The following is a 14,724-nucleotide window of genomic DNA, read 5'->3' as shown; positions in this document are numbered from 1 at the left end:
TCCATATAAGAACCGCATCCTACAACCGCTACTTTTTCCATTTTTAAATCTCTCCTTGATATAGAATATTTATTTTTAAAACCGAATTCCAAATCCCTAATAGAAAGAGCACAATGCATGCCAAAAAATGCGTTGTTCAATGTTTTTAAAAATAGTTATAAAATTAGCGGGTTATGATTTTTAAAAGTCTCTTTTTGTTTTGCAGGGTTGCAAACATGCGATCATCCATTCTTAAACAGTTTTAAATCTGCGACCTGTCTGTCGATATTGACTGGATTCTTTTGAAATGCTTGTGTCCTTTGAGTTGAATATGGTAAGGACTATAATCATTAAAAAAAGGATTTTATTATGGTGAAAGATAAAGAAACGGCAAATAAAGATTATGTAAAAAAGCAGACTCTGATCGGCGCGGTTCTGCTGTCTTTGTGTATCGGTTTTATCGGCGGAACCGTATATTCTTCATTTAAACTTGCCACGGATACAAAGGTGGGGCAGGGGAATGTTACTGCGGCTAATACCCAGGCAGGGGGGCAACAGGATAATTCAGCAGAGTTTGCTTCACGGATTTTACAATTGGAACAATATTTGGCAACAAACCCCAAAGATGCAGAAGCCCTGGCCCAGCTGGGTCACCTTTTCTTTGATTCAGATCAATTTGTAAATGCCATTGAAGCATATGAAAAATCTTTGGCAATAGAACCTGGTAAGACAGGGGTCATCACTGACATGGGGGTGATGTATCGAAGGAATAAACAGCCCCGAAAGGCCATTGAAGCATTTGATAGAGCCCTTTCGATCGATCCTTCTTTCGAAACTGCGAGGTTTAATAAGGGGATTGTGCTGTTGCACGACTTGAACGATGCCCCTGGCGGTATAAGGGCATGGGAAGAGCTTGTTGAGCAAAATCCCATGGCCATGGCTCCCAACGGGGAATCAGTTGATGCCCTGGTTCAGAGAATGAAAAAACAAAAATAGATATCCCGGTAAGGAAAAAAAAGATCAGGAAATTAACAGCAGAGTCGTTGAACTTTGGCAACTATTCATTTGAAATTGTAAAAAAAAAGATTAAACATGTCTATTTCAGGGTCTACCCGTCAAAAGAAAAAATAATTGTTTCCGCACCCATTCATCTTGATTCTGGAACCCTGAACAAAGCAATTCTTTCAAAATCAGACTGGCTCAATAAACAGGTCAAAAAGGCCGCGGCCGCAAAACCTGATATGGCAAGAACATATACCACAGGAGAAACACTCCTGTTTAAGGGGAAAGTCTATCCCCTTTATGTGAATCATCAGAATACACGGTCAGAGGTTTTTATAACCGCTGATAACCGCATTAACCTTCTTGTGAAACCCGGGAGTGATGTTTATGAGCGGGAAAAAATCATTGTTGCCTGGTATCGAAAAGAATTAAAACGATCCATTGGAAAGGTTGTTGCAAAGTGGCAGCCGGTTATGGGTGTGATTGTCAATGAATTCGGTGTCAGGAAAATGAAAACACGCTGGGGGAGTTGTAATATCAATGATAGACGAATCTGGCTGAATATGGCCCTTATCAATCTGGTTGAACCCTTTCTTGAGTATGTGATTGTTCATGAAATGGTTCACTTGCTGGAAAGAAGGCATAATGCCCGGTTCAAGGGATTTATGGATCAGTTCATACCGGATTGGAGAAAGCTTAAAAAAGAACTGGATCGAATCAGCCTGTAAAAATGCCGCTTACAGTCTTGATGCCAGTACGGCAGCACCAATGGCACCATTCTCCTGGGCAAAATCTCCCACAATGAGTTTAAATCCAAGACGCTTTTCAAGGGCTGCTACCATGCCTTTGTTTTTTGCCACACCACCGGTCATCATTACCGGTTCTTTGATTTTAACTTTAAAGGCAAGGATGGCAACACGGGCGGCGGCAGATTCATGAATGCCGGCGATAATGTTTTCCCTTTTCTGCAACCCTGCGATCATGGAAATGACTTCTGATTCTGCAAACACCGTGCAGATGCTGCTGATTTTTGATGCCTTGTCTGCCCTGAGACTGAAGTCGCCCAACTGATCTAATCTCACTTCCAGGGCATTGGCCATGACTTCAATAAAGCGTCCTGTGCCTGCCGCGCATTTGTCATTCATGGCAAAGTTTTCAACCTGGCCGTTTTTATCCAGAAGAATGGACTTACTGTCCTGTCCGCCGACATCAATTATTCCCCGTATATCGGGATTCATAAAATGCGTACCGGTTCCATGACAGATGATTTCCGTCATGGCCTTGTCTGCAAAATTTATGCTGGCCCGGCCATAGCCTGTGGAAACAATGGCTGCTATATCTGTTTTTGAAATTGTCACTTTTTCTAAAAGTGCTTCAAAAACTGCGATCCCTGCGTTTAAGGGATTATACCCGGTCGGTATGACATGGGTGGCCAAAAGTCGGTTGTCTTTTATCAAGGCTGCCTTGGCTGTGCTGGAACCGATATCGATGCCTGCATAAATCATATCAACTGCTCCTTTGTTTTATGATTTCCATAAATGCATCAATACGGGTTTCCACCTGGGATTGTGAGAAGCTTCTGGGATCCACCATGTCGGCTTCTATCATGAGAACCGGAATATCTGCCTTTTCCCGGACGATTTTCATAATATCCATTTGTCCAAAAGAGTAGGGCTTGCAGGAGCGGTTTGAATGCATTAAAAAGCCATCAGCATCATAAAATTTAATCATGTCAAGCACCTGGTCTGCCATTTGGTCAACGCCGATGTTCAGATAGATCCTGGTGTAGGCTTCGGCCATGGAATCCAGAAAATGATTTTCATCAGTATATTTTATGGCACCACACCAGGCAGATGTATAGGTGTCTGCCACAAGACAGGCATTGTGATCAGAGAATTTTTGGGACAGCCATTTGAGCCGATACCACACGGGCAGGTTATCCCATAAAAGTCTGTATTTTTCATCGGGAACCATGCTGATGCCATCTTTGATACGCTGCTCCATTTCCTCTAACAGGTCTTTATAAAAATCAACGGCGATTTGAGTACCCCGCAATGTGACAATCAGGGCAAGGAAAAAGAATGCATCAAAGGCAGACATGGGCGATGGCTTGTGGGCGGTGGTATTGAGGACTTTCTGCCAGAGCAGTTGGCTCTCATAGGCAAGTTTGCCGACCCGTGCCATTTTGTCATAATCAAATTTTCTTTTTGTGATTGTTTCAAGAAAGACAATATATTCATCAATCTGAGCCCGGACATACCTGGCGATTTCAGAGGAATATCGGGTATGGCAGATGGGAGTATCCAGAATAAACAAAGGCACATTATAGAACCTTGCCTGGACTTCATACCATTTTAGCACAGTGCCGCAGATATTATTGCAGCAGATCAGCATGTCTGGTTTCGGCAATCCCCCGATGGGTCCGCCTTTGACAACCGAGCATGAGATATCCGTCCTTGCATAGGAACACAGATCAGAGCTGTAGCCCATATTTTCAGCTTTTATGCATAGATCTTCTCCCATTTTGGATGCTCCGATCATGGCACCATGGTTTTCAGGATAAATGGGGATGATATCCATTGCCACCAGAGGTTCTACAGGACCTCCGGAAGTGATCCAGGCAACCTGTTTGTTGTTCTGTCCCGCAGTCATGGCATCCAGATAATAGGTGGTCATGATATCCCGCATTCTTTTTGCGGATTTTATTTTTATTTTTTCTGCAAGCTTGTCTGACATATGGCAGGTCCTTTTAAATGTAATGAATAAAGGTTTCAAAACGGGTGGACAACTGCCCGAGGTTTTGCTGCTGGTCATCCATTTCAATAAGAAGGTTTTTTATGCCTTCTTTTTCAAGGAATTCTTTTAAATAGGGATAATCAAATGCATGGGGATCACAGAATTTGAGCAGCATGAAAATGACTCCATCGGCCCTGTTCTTCCTTGCGAGTGAAATCATGTTCTCACCACGGGCAGTGGGCGAAGAATGTTTTGCAGGACAGATGATGCGGTCCATATATCGGGTGGCAATGGCATTTACGGGATTTCCATCATTCAGGACTTCACCTTCAAACCATCGCTGGCCTGTGCAAAGATCGTCTCCCACAATAACGCCTCCGGCCGCTTCAATGGCTGTATAAATATCAGGAGAATCACAGATCGAACCGGAAACAACGATTCGTTTACCACATTTTTCAGGGGCATCCATTTTTTCAAGATTGGCCACAATGGCGGGCAAAAGATCAGCCACCTCATCTCTGTCCATCACCATGGACCCTTTGACAATGGCATAGAGATCAGCGCCTTTTATTATCCCGGGCTTTTTGGATTGAAGGGCATAGATTTTTGACAGATTTTTTCTGATGAGATTAAATTTTTTAATGGAGTCCCGAAGATCTGTGTCAGTGATTTCTCTTCCGGCAGCTGTCTCAAGGTCTTTTTTAAACTTGGTCAGCACATCAACCATATAGGTTCTTGCACTCTGTGTATTCACTTTGGCTGGCAGGACCACATCTGCAAAAAATTCATATCTCCCATTCATGCGCCAGATGTCACTCAGGCGCTGAATGGAATCACAGGTATGGGGAAACACGGTTCCATAAAGGAAATCAAGCTGTCCTGAAAGGCTGTCCTCAAGCACGCCCCGGACCAGGGAACAGCAATAGGCCTGAAGATGTTGTTCTGCCAGCACAATATCTGATTTTGAAGAAAACAGGCGCATGGGATGAAATCCTGCCGCATATATCAATTCCTCCGGTGCATAGGAACATAGGGTTCCGATAATTTTCTTCTGATTTTCTTTGATTTTGGACGCAATGGCTGGCACATCTTTTATGGCGTTATGAAAAACCTTAATTTCTTTCATATTAATTATCTCCAGTGTGTTCACCTTTTTGTTTGTCGATTTTTATATCGAACACCGCTCGACATGTCAACAGACACAAGACTAATGTCCCATAGGCTTTTTCCCTGCCTTTCAGGCTTTGAACAAAAATATTTTCAAGTCTCCAATCAAGCCAGATGGAGTCTTGATCAATTTGATTTTGCCTTCTCCTAATAGTTGAGAGTCTGATATGAAAAATAATTTGCCTCGCATCACAATATATAATATTATGATTTTTATTTAAATGCTATTTAGCAAGTTGAGTGGTTGCTGTTGAGGCATAAAATTAATAATCAATAGGAGTATTTAATGAAATCACTGAAAATGTTGTTCATGATTCCTGTGGTGTTGCTGTTTTTTTCAGCTGTAGCGACAGCAGGTGATTTTGATTGGATGAGAGATTTTAACATCAGAGCTGAAGCCGATCCATCAGGATTCAGGGCAAGGCTTGTTACTCGGTTTAATATAGGCGATGCACAGATCAAAACTGTACTCAGCAATATTGAAAAACCATCGGATGCCTATATGGCATGCCGTTTTGGAGAAATGTCAGGGAAACCCGCTGATTACGTTATGGAGAAATACAAATCCAAAAAGAACAAAGGTTGGGGAGTCCTTGCGAAGAGTCTTGGCATAAAAACTGGATCAAAAGAATTCCATAGCCTGAAGCTTGGCAACGATTTTTACGCTGACAATGATAAAAAGAAAAAGAAAAGAAAAAACAAAGGTGAAACCAACAGTAAAAAAAAAGGTAAAAACAAAGGCTGATAGAGAGAACAATGCCTGCAATGCCTGAATAATTATTTTTTTACGGAGGCACGACGTCTTAGAGCGGCTATTTCACCTCTTCACCGGACATGGATATCCGGCGGTTTAGGCCAAAGCATTGCCTTTGCCCTGCCGGAACAGAGGCTGTTGTCTGGGCTGGTGATGAAGCCACAACTATAACCTCCAATAAAACTGCTATTGATTTGGTTCAGGATTAGAGGTGGCGGGTTTTTCCATTTCATGCTATCTTTTGCCTTTATTAAAAAGACAAAAGGTCAAGTCATGCGTCGTGCGAAAAAGGGTGTCAAACCCTTTATATTCATTTTTTTCATTTTTCTTATCTTTGTTATCGGATATCGAAATCTTGAATATAATTGGCAGTGGTATCGGGTAAAACCTTTTTTGTTTGTCTTTGAAAATGGAGAATTTACAAGGGGCCTGCTGCTTGAAGGGCTTTTAATCACCCTTAAAATTTCTTCTATCAGCCTTGTGCTTTCTTTTATTATTGGTTTTTTGTCTGCCTTTGCAAGGCTGTCCTCTTCGCCTGTGCTTAAATCAGTATCATGGCTCTATGTGGAAACCATCCGAAATACGCCGCTTTTGATTCAGATATTTTTAATCTATTTTGTGATTTCGCCGGTTTTTAATATCTCGGCATTTTTTTCCGCCGTCATTGCTTTAACCCTTTTTGAAGGGGCTTATTCTTCAGAGATTATTCGTTCCGGCATTATCAACATTCCAAAAGGCCAGTATGAAGCCGCCCAAAGCATTGGACTGTCTGTTCCCGGTACTTACATCAAGGTGATTATCCCCCAGATGCTGAGACAAACCCTTCCCATGCTTGCCGGCCAAAGCGTGTCATTAATAAAAGATTCGGCTCTGGTCAGTACGATTTCCATCTATGACCTGACCATGCAGGGGCAAAGGATTGTTTCCGAAACATTTTTAACTTTTGAAATCTGGTTTGTTGTGGCATTATGTTACCTGGTCATTACAGCCAGTCTTTCTTTTATAATCAGACGTTTTGAAAACCAACTTAAATTTATCAACCAATAATGTTGAATAAAAAATTCCATAAGGAGATAAAAATGAAAAAGATTCTATGTTTAAGTATTCTATTTTTATTGGTTTTGGGTGGCGTTTCATTTGCCCGGGAGAGTATTATTGAAAAAATTCAGAAACAGGGAGTTATCCGGGTGGGGATGTCCACCTTTGTCCCCTGGGCCATGAAAGATAAGCAGGGCAATCTCGTAGGGTTTGAAATAGATGTGGCTAAAAAACTGGCCCGGGATATGGGCGTTAAAATTGAGTTCGTTCCCACAGCATGGTCAGGGATTATTCCGGCCCTTCTAACCGGTAAGTTTGATGTGATCATTGGGGGTATGGGAATTACCCCCAAGCGAAATTTAAAAGTAAATTTTACCATCCCCTATGATTACTCGGGTATGTCAATGGTTGCCCACAAATCAAAAGCAAAAGGCTTTTCGTCCCTGGCGGATTTTAATAAAAAAGAGGTCAGCATTGCCTTAAGACTCGGGACTACAGCAGAACAGGCAGCAAGAAAATATATGCCCAATGCTAGTTTAAAGCTGTTTGAGAACGAGAGTCAGGCACTTCAGGAGTTAAATCTGGGCCGGGTCCATGCCGTTGTTTCTTCTGCTCCCATGCCGGTATTCCATGCACTAAAGTACCCGGATAAATTATTTATTCCCTTTAAAGAAAATTTTACCAAAGAACCCATCGGGTTTGCCATCAGAAAAGGGGACCACGATGCATTGAATTATCTTAATAACTGGGTTTTGAATATGCATGCCCAGGGGTTTTTAAAAGATAAAAAAGCATATTGGTTTGAATCCAAAAAATGGGAAGACCTTGTTAAATAAGAAATCCCTAAAATTTACCATCATTGATATAGCAGTGATTACTTTTATTATTGCTGCAATATTTTTGTTTTTTTCAAGGATGAGCAGTGCTCTTGACTATAAATGGAGATGGGATGCGATGCCGTCTTATTTCTTTTTTTTGGATGCTGCCACTGGAAAATTGAAAGCCAATATCCTTGTCAAGGGGTTTGCCACAACGGTTAAACTCAGTTTCTGGGCAACACTTCTGGGGTTTTTATTGGGGACCATATCCGGTGTCATGGGGGCAAAAGGATCGTTTGAACAACGATTTGTCAGCAGAACCTATGTGGAAACCATTCGGAATATCCCCTCCCTTGTGCTGGTCATAATTTTTTATTATTTTGTATCCAGCCAGTTCTTGGATGCACTCTATCTGGACAAATGGTTAAGAAGCAGCTCCCAGACGGTTCAGCAGATAGTCGGCTTTTTATTTTCAGGGCCCGGTCAGATTAATTCCTTTCTCTCTGCTGTTGTTGCCCTTGGAATTTACGAGGGGGCTTATGTATCGGAGATTGTCCGTGGAGGAATCATCTCCATACCGGATAGTCAATGGGAGGCCTCCTGGTCCATCGGCTTGTCCAGGCAAAAGACATTTTTACTTGTAATTCTGCCTCAGACCTTCAGAAGGGTAGCATTTCCCCTTGCAGGACAGTTCATATCCACCATAAAAGACTCAGCCATAGTCTCTGTTATTTCAATCCAGGAACTGACCTTTCAGGGGATGGAACTGATGTCGACCACCTTTCTGACGTTTGAAATCTGGATCACGATCACATTTCTTTATTTTACCCTGACCTTTCCACTTTCAAGATCAGTTGCTTTTCTTGAAAAGAAATATGCCTTAAAGCAATAACTGCTTAAAGAATGATATTCAAAATCCGGCGAAGCGGTTCGGCCGCACCCCAGAGCAATTGATCCCCAACTGAAAAAGCAGTGAGATAATCGTTGCCAAGATTCATCTTCCTGATACGTCCCACAGGAATAGTCAATGTCCCGGTTACCGCAGCAGGTGTCAGGTCTCTGATAGTGTCTTCCTTTAAATTGGGAACCACTTTAACCCAGGAATTATTCTCAGCCAGCATGGCTTCAATTTCATTGAGCGGGACATCTTTTTTTAACTTGATGGTAAAGGCCTGGCTGTGGCATCTCATGGAACCGACTCTGACACATTGGCCATCAATGGGAATTGGATTGTCCGACCGTCCGATAATTTTATTGGTTTCAACAAATCCCTTCCATTCTTCCCTTGTCTGACCATTATCCATTGCCCGGTCAATCCAGGGAATCAGGCTCGCTGCCAGAGGAACTGCCCAGTTTTGAACAGGAAGAGTATCTGATCTCATGGTGTTAATGACATTCTTATCCAGATCCAGGATAGCAGATGCCGGGTTTTCAAGAACAGTGGCGGCCATTTTGCCAATGGTCTGCATCTGGGTCACAAGCTCTTCCATGTTTTTGGCACCGGCTCCGGAAGCCGCCTGGTATGTCATGGAGGTCAGCCATTCTATCAAATCATTTTCAAACAACCCGCCAAGGGCCATCATCATCAGGGATACGGTACAATTGCCGCCGATATAATTTTTAATGCCATCGGATAAGGCATCGTCAATGACCTTGCGGTTTACAGGGTCAAGGACAATAATGCTTTTATCATCCATCCTCAAGGTAGATGCCGCATCAATCCAATAACCGTTCCAGTTTTTTTCAGCAAGTTTGGGGCGGACAGATTCTGTGTATGATCCCCCCTGGCAGGAGAGGATAATATCCATGTCCAGCAGACTGTCTATATCATATGCATCGACCAGTGGCGGCGTCTCAATGCCAACATCAGGACCTTTCCGGCCAACCTGGGATGTTGTGAAAAAAAGAGGGGTAAACCGGTTGAAATCATTTTCCTTTATCATTCTTTCCATGAGCACAGAGCCAACCATTCCCCGCCAACCCACAATTCCAACTTTTTTCATTGTCCTCTCCTTTCTCAATCCAAACTTGGCAAAACTGATTGATGATTTTTAAATAAAGTTCAAGTTAAAACAAGATTCATACTCTTTTTTTTAAAAAGATGCCAGTGTTTGAAAAAAAAAGTATGCTCAATTAATTTAAAACCGGGCATATAAAGTCGTTAAAAATTGTAAAAAAATGGTAAATATGGCAATGTGAGAAACATGTTGACACCATTTACTCAAAAGGCGCTTCGTGTCATTAAGAATATCCCGGAAGGCAAGGTTATGACCTATGGCAGAGTAGCCGCTCTTGCCGGAAAACCGAACGGTGCCCGGCAGATTTCAAGGCTTCTTCATTCAATGTCAAAAAAACATGATCTGCCCTGGCACCGTGTTGTCAACTCAAAAGGGAAAATATCCTTAAAACCGTCCCATGGATATGAGCTTCAAAAGGCGCTTCTTGAATCAGAGGACATTAAATTTTCCAAACCGGATACCATTAATCTTAAGTGTTATTTATGGAACGCCTCTGTTTCAATGAAAAGACCCTAATATAAACTTTTGTCAAAATGACTGCCGTGCCTTTATTGCCTGTTCAAGATTTTTTATTTTTGGTTGTTAAACGGTATTCTTTCCTGCCGCTTTTTTGTTTTTCCTGGCCGTGGTTTATGGATTCTCTTTGTTGCATTATCCGTGCTTTTTGAATTTTCCTTGGTTGTGTTAACTGAGCTTTCTGGATTTTTCTTGGTTGTGGTGCCTGAGCTTTCTGGATTTTCCTGGGTTGTGGCGATCGGGCTTTCTGAATTTTTATGGGTTGCCTACGCTTTTTTTTCTCCTGGTCCATCCGTGGAGGAATAATCGGCTGTGAAATATGCGCCCGTTTTACCAGCGACCTTTTTTTTAAGTCTCTTGTTTTAGCATCAGCAATTCCTTTTGGCTGTTGCTGTATTTTAGCTTTTTCCAATACCGAGTAAGGGGATCGAATGCGGGTAGGACTGTTAGAAAAAAGATGGCGTCCACGGTCCTCTTTTATCTTTCTGATATCGTGTATCCTGCCAACAGAACGGTATTCCGCCTTAATTTGGTCTCTCTGAATATTACGCAATCGAACTTTACGATAATCCCTGTGACGGTAAAGCTGATCACTGGCAACAATAATCGCGTGAGCGTAGTTAACGTGTGATTGATGAAGATTGTATTTAGGCTGTTTGGGAAATCGGTGACTGTAACGGCCCCAGTGGCGGTGACTATAATACCTTTCATACCAGGCCAATGGATACCATCCGATATAGATACCACTGCTGACCCAGGAAACCCGACCGGGGTACCAGCCAAAGCTGATGCCAACAATAGATGCGCTAATGCTTACAATCGGGGGTGTCCAATACCAATGCCCACTTGTAAAAAGCCAGCTCCCGTAGTGGTGAGTAACATACCCAAAAGGTTCCGCCGGGATCCAGCACTGGTCTCCATTCCAAAGTGTCCAACGGCCGATTGAGTAGGGCGACCAACCAACGGCTACCGCTGTGGGGCGCCAAAACCGATGGTGCTTGTTTCTATAATAGACGTTTTCCCAAATTCCGTTTTTATCAAGCGCATAGGCTTCATAGGCGATATTATTTGGCAGGTATTTTCGAGACTCTTGACTGCTCAAACGGGATTGCCAGATATTCTCCCTCATGTAATTCCAGTTGTTCCAGTTGACATTTAACAATGGTTCAGATGTCGATATTTCAATATCATCCGCGATCAATGCTGATGAGCCAGCTAAGACTTCGTATTTAGCATTAGCATCGCCATAATTATGAACAAAGTCCAAACGACCCTTCAGAGCGATAAATTCCGCAGAATTTTCTCCAACTGTAACGTCGAAGATAACTTTATCTGAAGAGTGGGCGGTTCCGAATGGAGTAATAACTTCAATCTCGGTCTGAAAGTCGGAACTCTGAAAACGTGCCGTGCCGGATAACAAGTGTATAGAAGTAATATTGGCGCCAAGTCTTTCAACCTGCACTTGTGTATTTTCCCTCATTCTTAAAAGAGTGTAATTCGGAATAATTATTTCCACCCTGGTCTTTTCAGAGGAAGATAAAAGATCATTAACCCCGAATGGTGAATCTTCAATCAGGGAAACCCAATCCTGTTTTTCTTCAACATATCGAAGCAGTTCATTACCTTCGATCCGGGTAATACGCCCGACAAATGCAGCATCTTCGGAAAAAACTACCGCAGAAGTAAATAAAACAAACAGTGTTATCAAGCAAATTATTTTTTTCATAATAATCTCCAATTTTTAGTTTATTAATTGGTCGTTTTGATCCTTTATTGAAACATATAGAGCAAAGGCTGTGCCAAAAAGAAGAATATCTTTTAATAGATTGAATTTACAGGATATATTTAAAATTATGCAAAAGAAGCGGTGATATTGAATCTGTGATATTGTGTACTTTTTACTCAGGACGATGTATCCAGATGTATATAAACTACCCATGGACGGCGGGAAAAATTGTAATAAACAAAATTGACCACATAACTTGCCAAAAACTATAGCGCCTCAAATTTATCAATAATTTTCAGAAGAATATTCCCGCAACTCAGTAATTTCTGAAAACCTAAGGACGATAGGCATTATTCTTATGTACCAATTTTTCTTTCCAGCAACTCATTTATGCTTTTCACATAATCTTTGTTCTGGCAGGGCTTTGACAGATGCTCAATATTGGCATCATTTTGTTTCAAGTCTTTTATGGACTCTAAAAACTCTATATTGCCGGAGACAAACAGTATTGGAATATTTTTGTTTTTTTCTCTTATATGATTATATACGTCCATACCATTAATCTTTCCTGGAAGAATATAATCCAGGCTGACAAAATCATATTCATTCCGGTCAAACAAATCCATTGCTACCTGTCCATTAGGAGCGATATCAACCTTGTGGCTGCAGGGCTCTTGCGTTAATATTCTGTAGAGAATATCTGATAACGCCTGTTCATCCTCTACAAGAAGAATACGTTTTTTAAAATGTGTTGTTTCTTTTTGGATTTGTGTTTTCTCGTCAATTGTCAATTCTTTTTTAATGACAGGCAGACAGATTGTAAATTTAGTCCCTGATCCTAATTCTGATTCAATAGAAATTGTGCCCTTATGCTGATCAATATATTTTTTTATATTGGACAGCCCATAACCGGTTCCCCTAATGCCGGGTTTATATGAACCTGTTACATCACGGCTTCCTTTCAGAGTAAAAGAAGGTTCATAAATCTTCTCAAAATGTTCTTTGGAAATTCCACACCCGTTATCCTCAATTTCAAAACAGATATTTTCGTTTAAACAATATGTACGAATAATTATCCTGGGGTGTTCATTCATACTTGTGGCATGAATTGAGTTTTGCAGAAAATTTAAAACGGCATGTTCAAGCATCCCCGAATCAGCAAGCAGATCTGGAACATCTGATTTATCTTCCTTGATAACTTCAATTCCCTCCAGGTCTTTTTCCAACAGATTTAGAACAAAATTGATTTTCTCATTAATCCTCAAAAACTCCTGTTTGGGTTCCTGTTCCATGGCAAAGGTAATCAGATTTTTTGTTAAATTTTTTCCTCGCAGGGTCTGTTCAAATATTAATTTCAGTGTCTTTCTTGTTTCTGTCTCCTTACAGTCAAAAAGTGCGAGTTCTGAATTGCCCATTATAACACTTAAAATATTATTAAAATCATGGGCCATTTTTCCTGCTACCTGTCCAACCAATGCCAGTTTTTCATGTTCACCTGCAATTTTCTGAGCATTTATCTTTTCTTCCTGGGCCTGTTTCAGTTCGGTAATGTCATGGGCAACAACCCTTGCCCCCGTCAATTTTCCATTTTTATAAATAAAATCATTGCTTAAAAGGACACTTAATTTCTGCCCATTTTTTTTAAGAATGTTGTATTCAATGTTGTCAGAAAGCTTTTCTCCTGTAGACAGTTTTCCAAGTCTTTCAATATATAATTTTTTACTTTCTTCCGTTAAAAGATCCAGGGGATTCATGGATAAAAATTCTTCTTCTGAGTAGCCAGAATGTTTGCACATAAGCTCATTCACATTAAGGAATCTGACCTTTTCAAAATCGATCTCGTAAATTCCTGATGGAGCATTCTTGAAAAGATGCCTGTGTTTTTTCTCACTTTTCCGTAATGCATCTTCAGCCCGCTTGAGTTCAATCGCAACTGCAATTTGATCTGCAACCGAAAGCATTACTTCCATGTCAGTTTGATCATAACAATTTTGATCACTATAGCTTTGGACCGCCATTGCCCCGATAATACCGTCTTGAGTTTTCAACGGTACTCCAAGCCAGACTTCCGATGGTGTACATGCGGGCTCCTTTTTTCGACTTTCAGCTCGCTGCTTGAGTCTTTCATCTTTGGTAATTAAAAGAGGCTGACCCGTTTGTATGACTTTGCCTGTTAATGATTCTGTTTTGCTGATTTCGATTTGAGGTGGATAACACTCATCCACTGAATCAATACAATAGGGAAAAGTTATCCTGTCTTTGGACTTGTCGTAGAGTGAGATGTAAAAATTGGTTGTATCGATGATAGAATTCAAAGCTCTGTGTATCGATTCGTACAATTCGTCCAGATTGTTGGTGGTGTTGACGGCTTTGGAAATTTGAAACAGGGTGGTACTAATATTTTGAAACCGCTTTTGTTGAGCTGATTCTTTTTTCAATTGGCGAACACGATTTTCTAATTCTTTATAGGGGGGCTTTTCAACCATATAAAATCCCTTTCAATTTCAATTTCCATCCAGCACTTCACGTATCTTCCGGGCAAGATCCTTGATCACAATAGGCTTTAATATAAAACCCTTAATGCCCAGAGACGCCGCCCTTTCTTCAGACATGGTTTCACTGAACCCGGTGCAAAGCAGTATGGGAATATCAGGGCGTATTTTGATCAGTTCAGCCGATAGTTTATCTCCGGGCATGTTCGGCATTGCCAGATCAGTAATAACCATATCAAAGTTATCGGGGTTAGCCCGAAAAGCTTCAAGGGCTTCAAGACTGCTGGTACGTGAAGTAACTTGATACCCCAGGCGCTCTAATATCTGTTTCTCTATTGCAATGATTGCATTTTCATCATCCACCAGCAGAATTTGTTCTGTTCCACCCCGGACTGGTTCTTTAGTCTGGATATTCTGTTTTTCAAAAGAACTTTTTTCTATTGGAAAATAGGCTTTAAATTCCGTTCCTTTGCCAGGT

The 14,724-nt window shown here is 41.3% G+C and carries 14 protein-coding genes; 7 read left to right on the top strand and 7 right to left on the bottom strand.

Translation table 11 applies throughout. The features are described from left to right. Positions 1 to 348: 348 nt before the first annotated feature. A complete protein-coding gene (locus tag QAI40_RS14150; RefSeq protein ID WP_299983123.1) occupies positions 349 to 975 on the top strand; it encodes a tetratricopeptide repeat protein in 627 nt (208 codons plus the stop codon). Between the two features lie 47 nt (positions 976 to 1,022). Then, complete coding sequence (locus QAI40_RS14145) at positions 1,023 to 1,709, top strand: M48 family metallopeptidase (protein WP_299983121.1); 687 nt, start codon at positions 1,023 to 1,025, stop codon at positions 1,707 to 1,709. A 9-nt stretch (positions 1,710 to 1,718) separates the two neighbouring features. Here QAI40_RS14145 and QAI40_RS14140 read toward each other — a convergent pair whose 3' ends face one another. Genes QAI40_RS14140 through QAI40_RS14130 form a run of 3 tightly spaced genes read right to left on the bottom strand, consistent with a single transcriptional unit; the run spans position 1,719 to position 4,843 of the window. Beyond that, positions 1,719 to 2,486: an acyl-CoA dehydratase activase gene (locus QAI40_RS14140; RefSeq protein ID WP_299983119.1), complete on the bottom strand. Its 768-nt coding sequence runs from the start codon at positions 2,484 to 2,486 to the stop codon at positions 1,719 to 1,721. A 1-nt stretch (position 2,487) separates the two neighbouring features. Beyond that, entirely contained in the window at positions 2,488 to 3,717 is a 1,230-nt protein-coding gene (locus QAI40_RS14135) for a 2-hydroxyacyl-CoA dehydratase subunit D (protein WP_304511706.1), read from the bottom strand. Between the two features lie 13 nt (positions 3,718 to 3,730). Further along, a complete protein-coding gene (locus QAI40_RS14130) occupies positions 3,731 to 4,843 on the bottom strand; it encodes a 2-hydroxyacyl-CoA dehydratase subunit D (RefSeq protein WP_299983115.1) in 1,113 nt (370 codons plus the stop codon). Positions 4,844 to 5,170: 327 nt separating this feature from the next. On the opposite strand from QAI40_RS14130, the gene QAI40_RS14125 reads away from it, so the two are divergent. From QAI40_RS14125 to QAI40_RS14110, 4 genes are all read left to right on the top strand, one after another. Then, a complete protein-coding gene (locus QAI40_RS14125) occupies positions 5,171 to 5,629 on the top strand; it encodes a hypothetical protein (protein WP_299983113.1) in 459 nt (152 codons plus the stop codon). Between the two features lie 282 nt (positions 5,630 to 5,911). Further along, complete coding sequence (locus QAI40_RS14120; protein ID WP_299983111.1) at positions 5,912 to 6,685, top strand: amino acid ABC transporter permease; 774 nt, start codon at positions 5,912 to 5,914, stop codon at positions 6,683 to 6,685. Between the two features lie 32 nt (positions 6,686 to 6,717). Beyond that, the gene (locus QAI40_RS14115) at positions 6,718 to 7,512 is read left to right on the top strand and encodes a transporter substrate-binding domain-containing protein (protein WP_299983109.1); all 795 of its coding nucleotides are present in this window, start codon (positions 6,718 to 6,720) and stop codon (positions 7,510 to 7,512) included. Then, positions 7,502 to 8,386, top strand: a complete 885-nt coding sequence (locus tag QAI40_RS14110) for an amino acid ABC transporter permease (protein WP_299983108.1) — start codon at positions 7,502 to 7,504, stop codon at positions 8,384 to 8,386. Before QAI40_RS14115 ends, QAI40_RS14110 begins: the two co-directional genes overlap by 11 nt. 4 nt (positions 8,387 to 8,390) lie before the next feature. Here the strand turns inward: QAI40_RS14110 and asd are convergent, their stop codons facing one another. Further along, positions 8,391 to 9,497 (bottom strand): aspartate-semialdehyde dehydrogenase, encoded by a 1,107-nt coding sequence (gene asd / locus QAI40_RS14105; protein WP_299983106.1) that lies wholly within the window; start codon positions 9,495 to 9,497, stop codon positions 8,391 to 8,393. A gap of 201 nt (positions 9,498 to 9,698) precedes the next feature. Between asd and QAI40_RS14100 the strand changes: the two genes are divergently transcribed. After that, a complete protein-coding gene (locus QAI40_RS14100; RefSeq protein WP_299983104.1) occupies positions 9,699 to 10,028 on the top strand; it encodes an MGMT family protein in 330 nt (109 codons plus the stop codon). Positions 10,029 to 10,071: 43 nt separating this feature from the next. Here the strand turns inward: QAI40_RS14100 and QAI40_RS14095 are convergent, their stop codons facing one another. From QAI40_RS14095 to QAI40_RS14085, 3 genes are all read right to left on the bottom strand, one after another. Further along, positions 10,072 to 11,754 (bottom strand): DUF6600 domain-containing protein, encoded by a 1,683-nt coding sequence (locus QAI40_RS14095; RefSeq protein ID WP_299983102.1) that lies wholly within the window; start codon positions 11,752 to 11,754, stop codon positions 10,072 to 10,074. A 356-nt stretch (positions 11,755 to 12,110) separates the two neighbouring features. Beyond that, a complete protein-coding gene (locus QAI40_RS14090; RefSeq protein ID WP_299983100.1) occupies positions 12,111 to 14,240 on the bottom strand; it encodes an ATP-binding protein in 2,130 nt (709 codons plus the stop codon). An 18-nt stretch (positions 14,241 to 14,258) separates the two neighbouring features. Continuing rightward, on the bottom strand, positions 14,259 to 14,724 hold a 466-nt coding region (locus tag QAI40_RS14085; protein WP_304511705.1), incomplete at its 5' end, for a response regulator.

It is taken from the genome of Desulfobacula sp. (genome assembly GCF_030611305.1).
Lineage (GTDB): Bacteria > Desulfobacterota > Desulfobacteria > Desulfobacterales > Desulfobacteraceae > Desulfobacula.
The sequence above is the reverse complement of the archived record's forward strand: the minus strand, read 5'-3'. Positions and strand labels throughout refer to the sequence as shown.

What these genes read in the sequence shown, in the direction of transcription:
- QAI40_RS14130 (WP_299983115.1), bottom strand. Translation starts at nt 4,843, where the DNA reads ATGAAAGAAATTAAGGTTTTTCATAACGCCATAAAAGATGTGCCAGCC.
- QAI40_RS14140 (WP_299983119.1), bottom strand. Translation starts at nt 2,486, where the DNA reads ATGATTTATGCAGGCATCGATATCGGTTCCAGCACAGCCAAGGCAGCC.
- QAI40_RS14150 (WP_299983123.1), top strand. Translation starts at nt 349, where the DNA reads ATGGTGAAAGATAAAGAAACGGCAAATAAAGATTATGTAAAAAAGCAG.
- QAI40_RS14115 (WP_299983109.1), top strand. Translation starts at nt 6,718, where the DNA reads ATGAAAAAGATTCTATGTTTAAGTATTCTATTTTTATTGGTTTTGGGT.
- QAI40_RS14120 (WP_299983111.1), top strand. Translation starts at nt 5,912, where the DNA reads ATGCGTCGTGCGAAAAAGGGTGTCAAACCCTTTATATTCATTTTTTTC.
- QAI40_RS14100 (WP_299983104.1), top strand. Translation starts at nt 9,699, where the DNA reads ATGTTGACACCATTTACTCAAAAGGCGCTTCGTGTCATTAAGAATATC.
- QAI40_RS14125 (WP_299983113.1), top strand. Translation starts at nt 5,171, where the DNA reads ATGAAATCACTGAAAATGTTGTTCATGATTCCTGTGGTGTTGCTGTTT.
- QAI40_RS14095 (WP_299983102.1), bottom strand. Translation starts at nt 11,754, where the DNA reads ATGAAAAAAATAATTTGCTTGATAACACTGTTTGTTTTATTTACTTCT.
- asd (WP_299983106.1), bottom strand. Translation starts at nt 9,497, where the DNA reads ATGAAAAAAGTTGGAATTGTGGGTTGGCGGGGAATGGTTGGCTCTGTG.
- QAI40_RS14090 (WP_299983100.1), bottom strand. Translation starts at nt 14,240, where the DNA reads ATGGTTGAAAAGCCCCCCTATAAAGAATTAGAAAATCGTGTTCGCCAA.
- QAI40_RS14135 (WP_304511706.1), bottom strand. Translation starts at nt 3,717, where the DNA reads ATGTCAGACAAGCTTGCAGAAAAAATAAAAATAAAATCCGCAAAAAGA.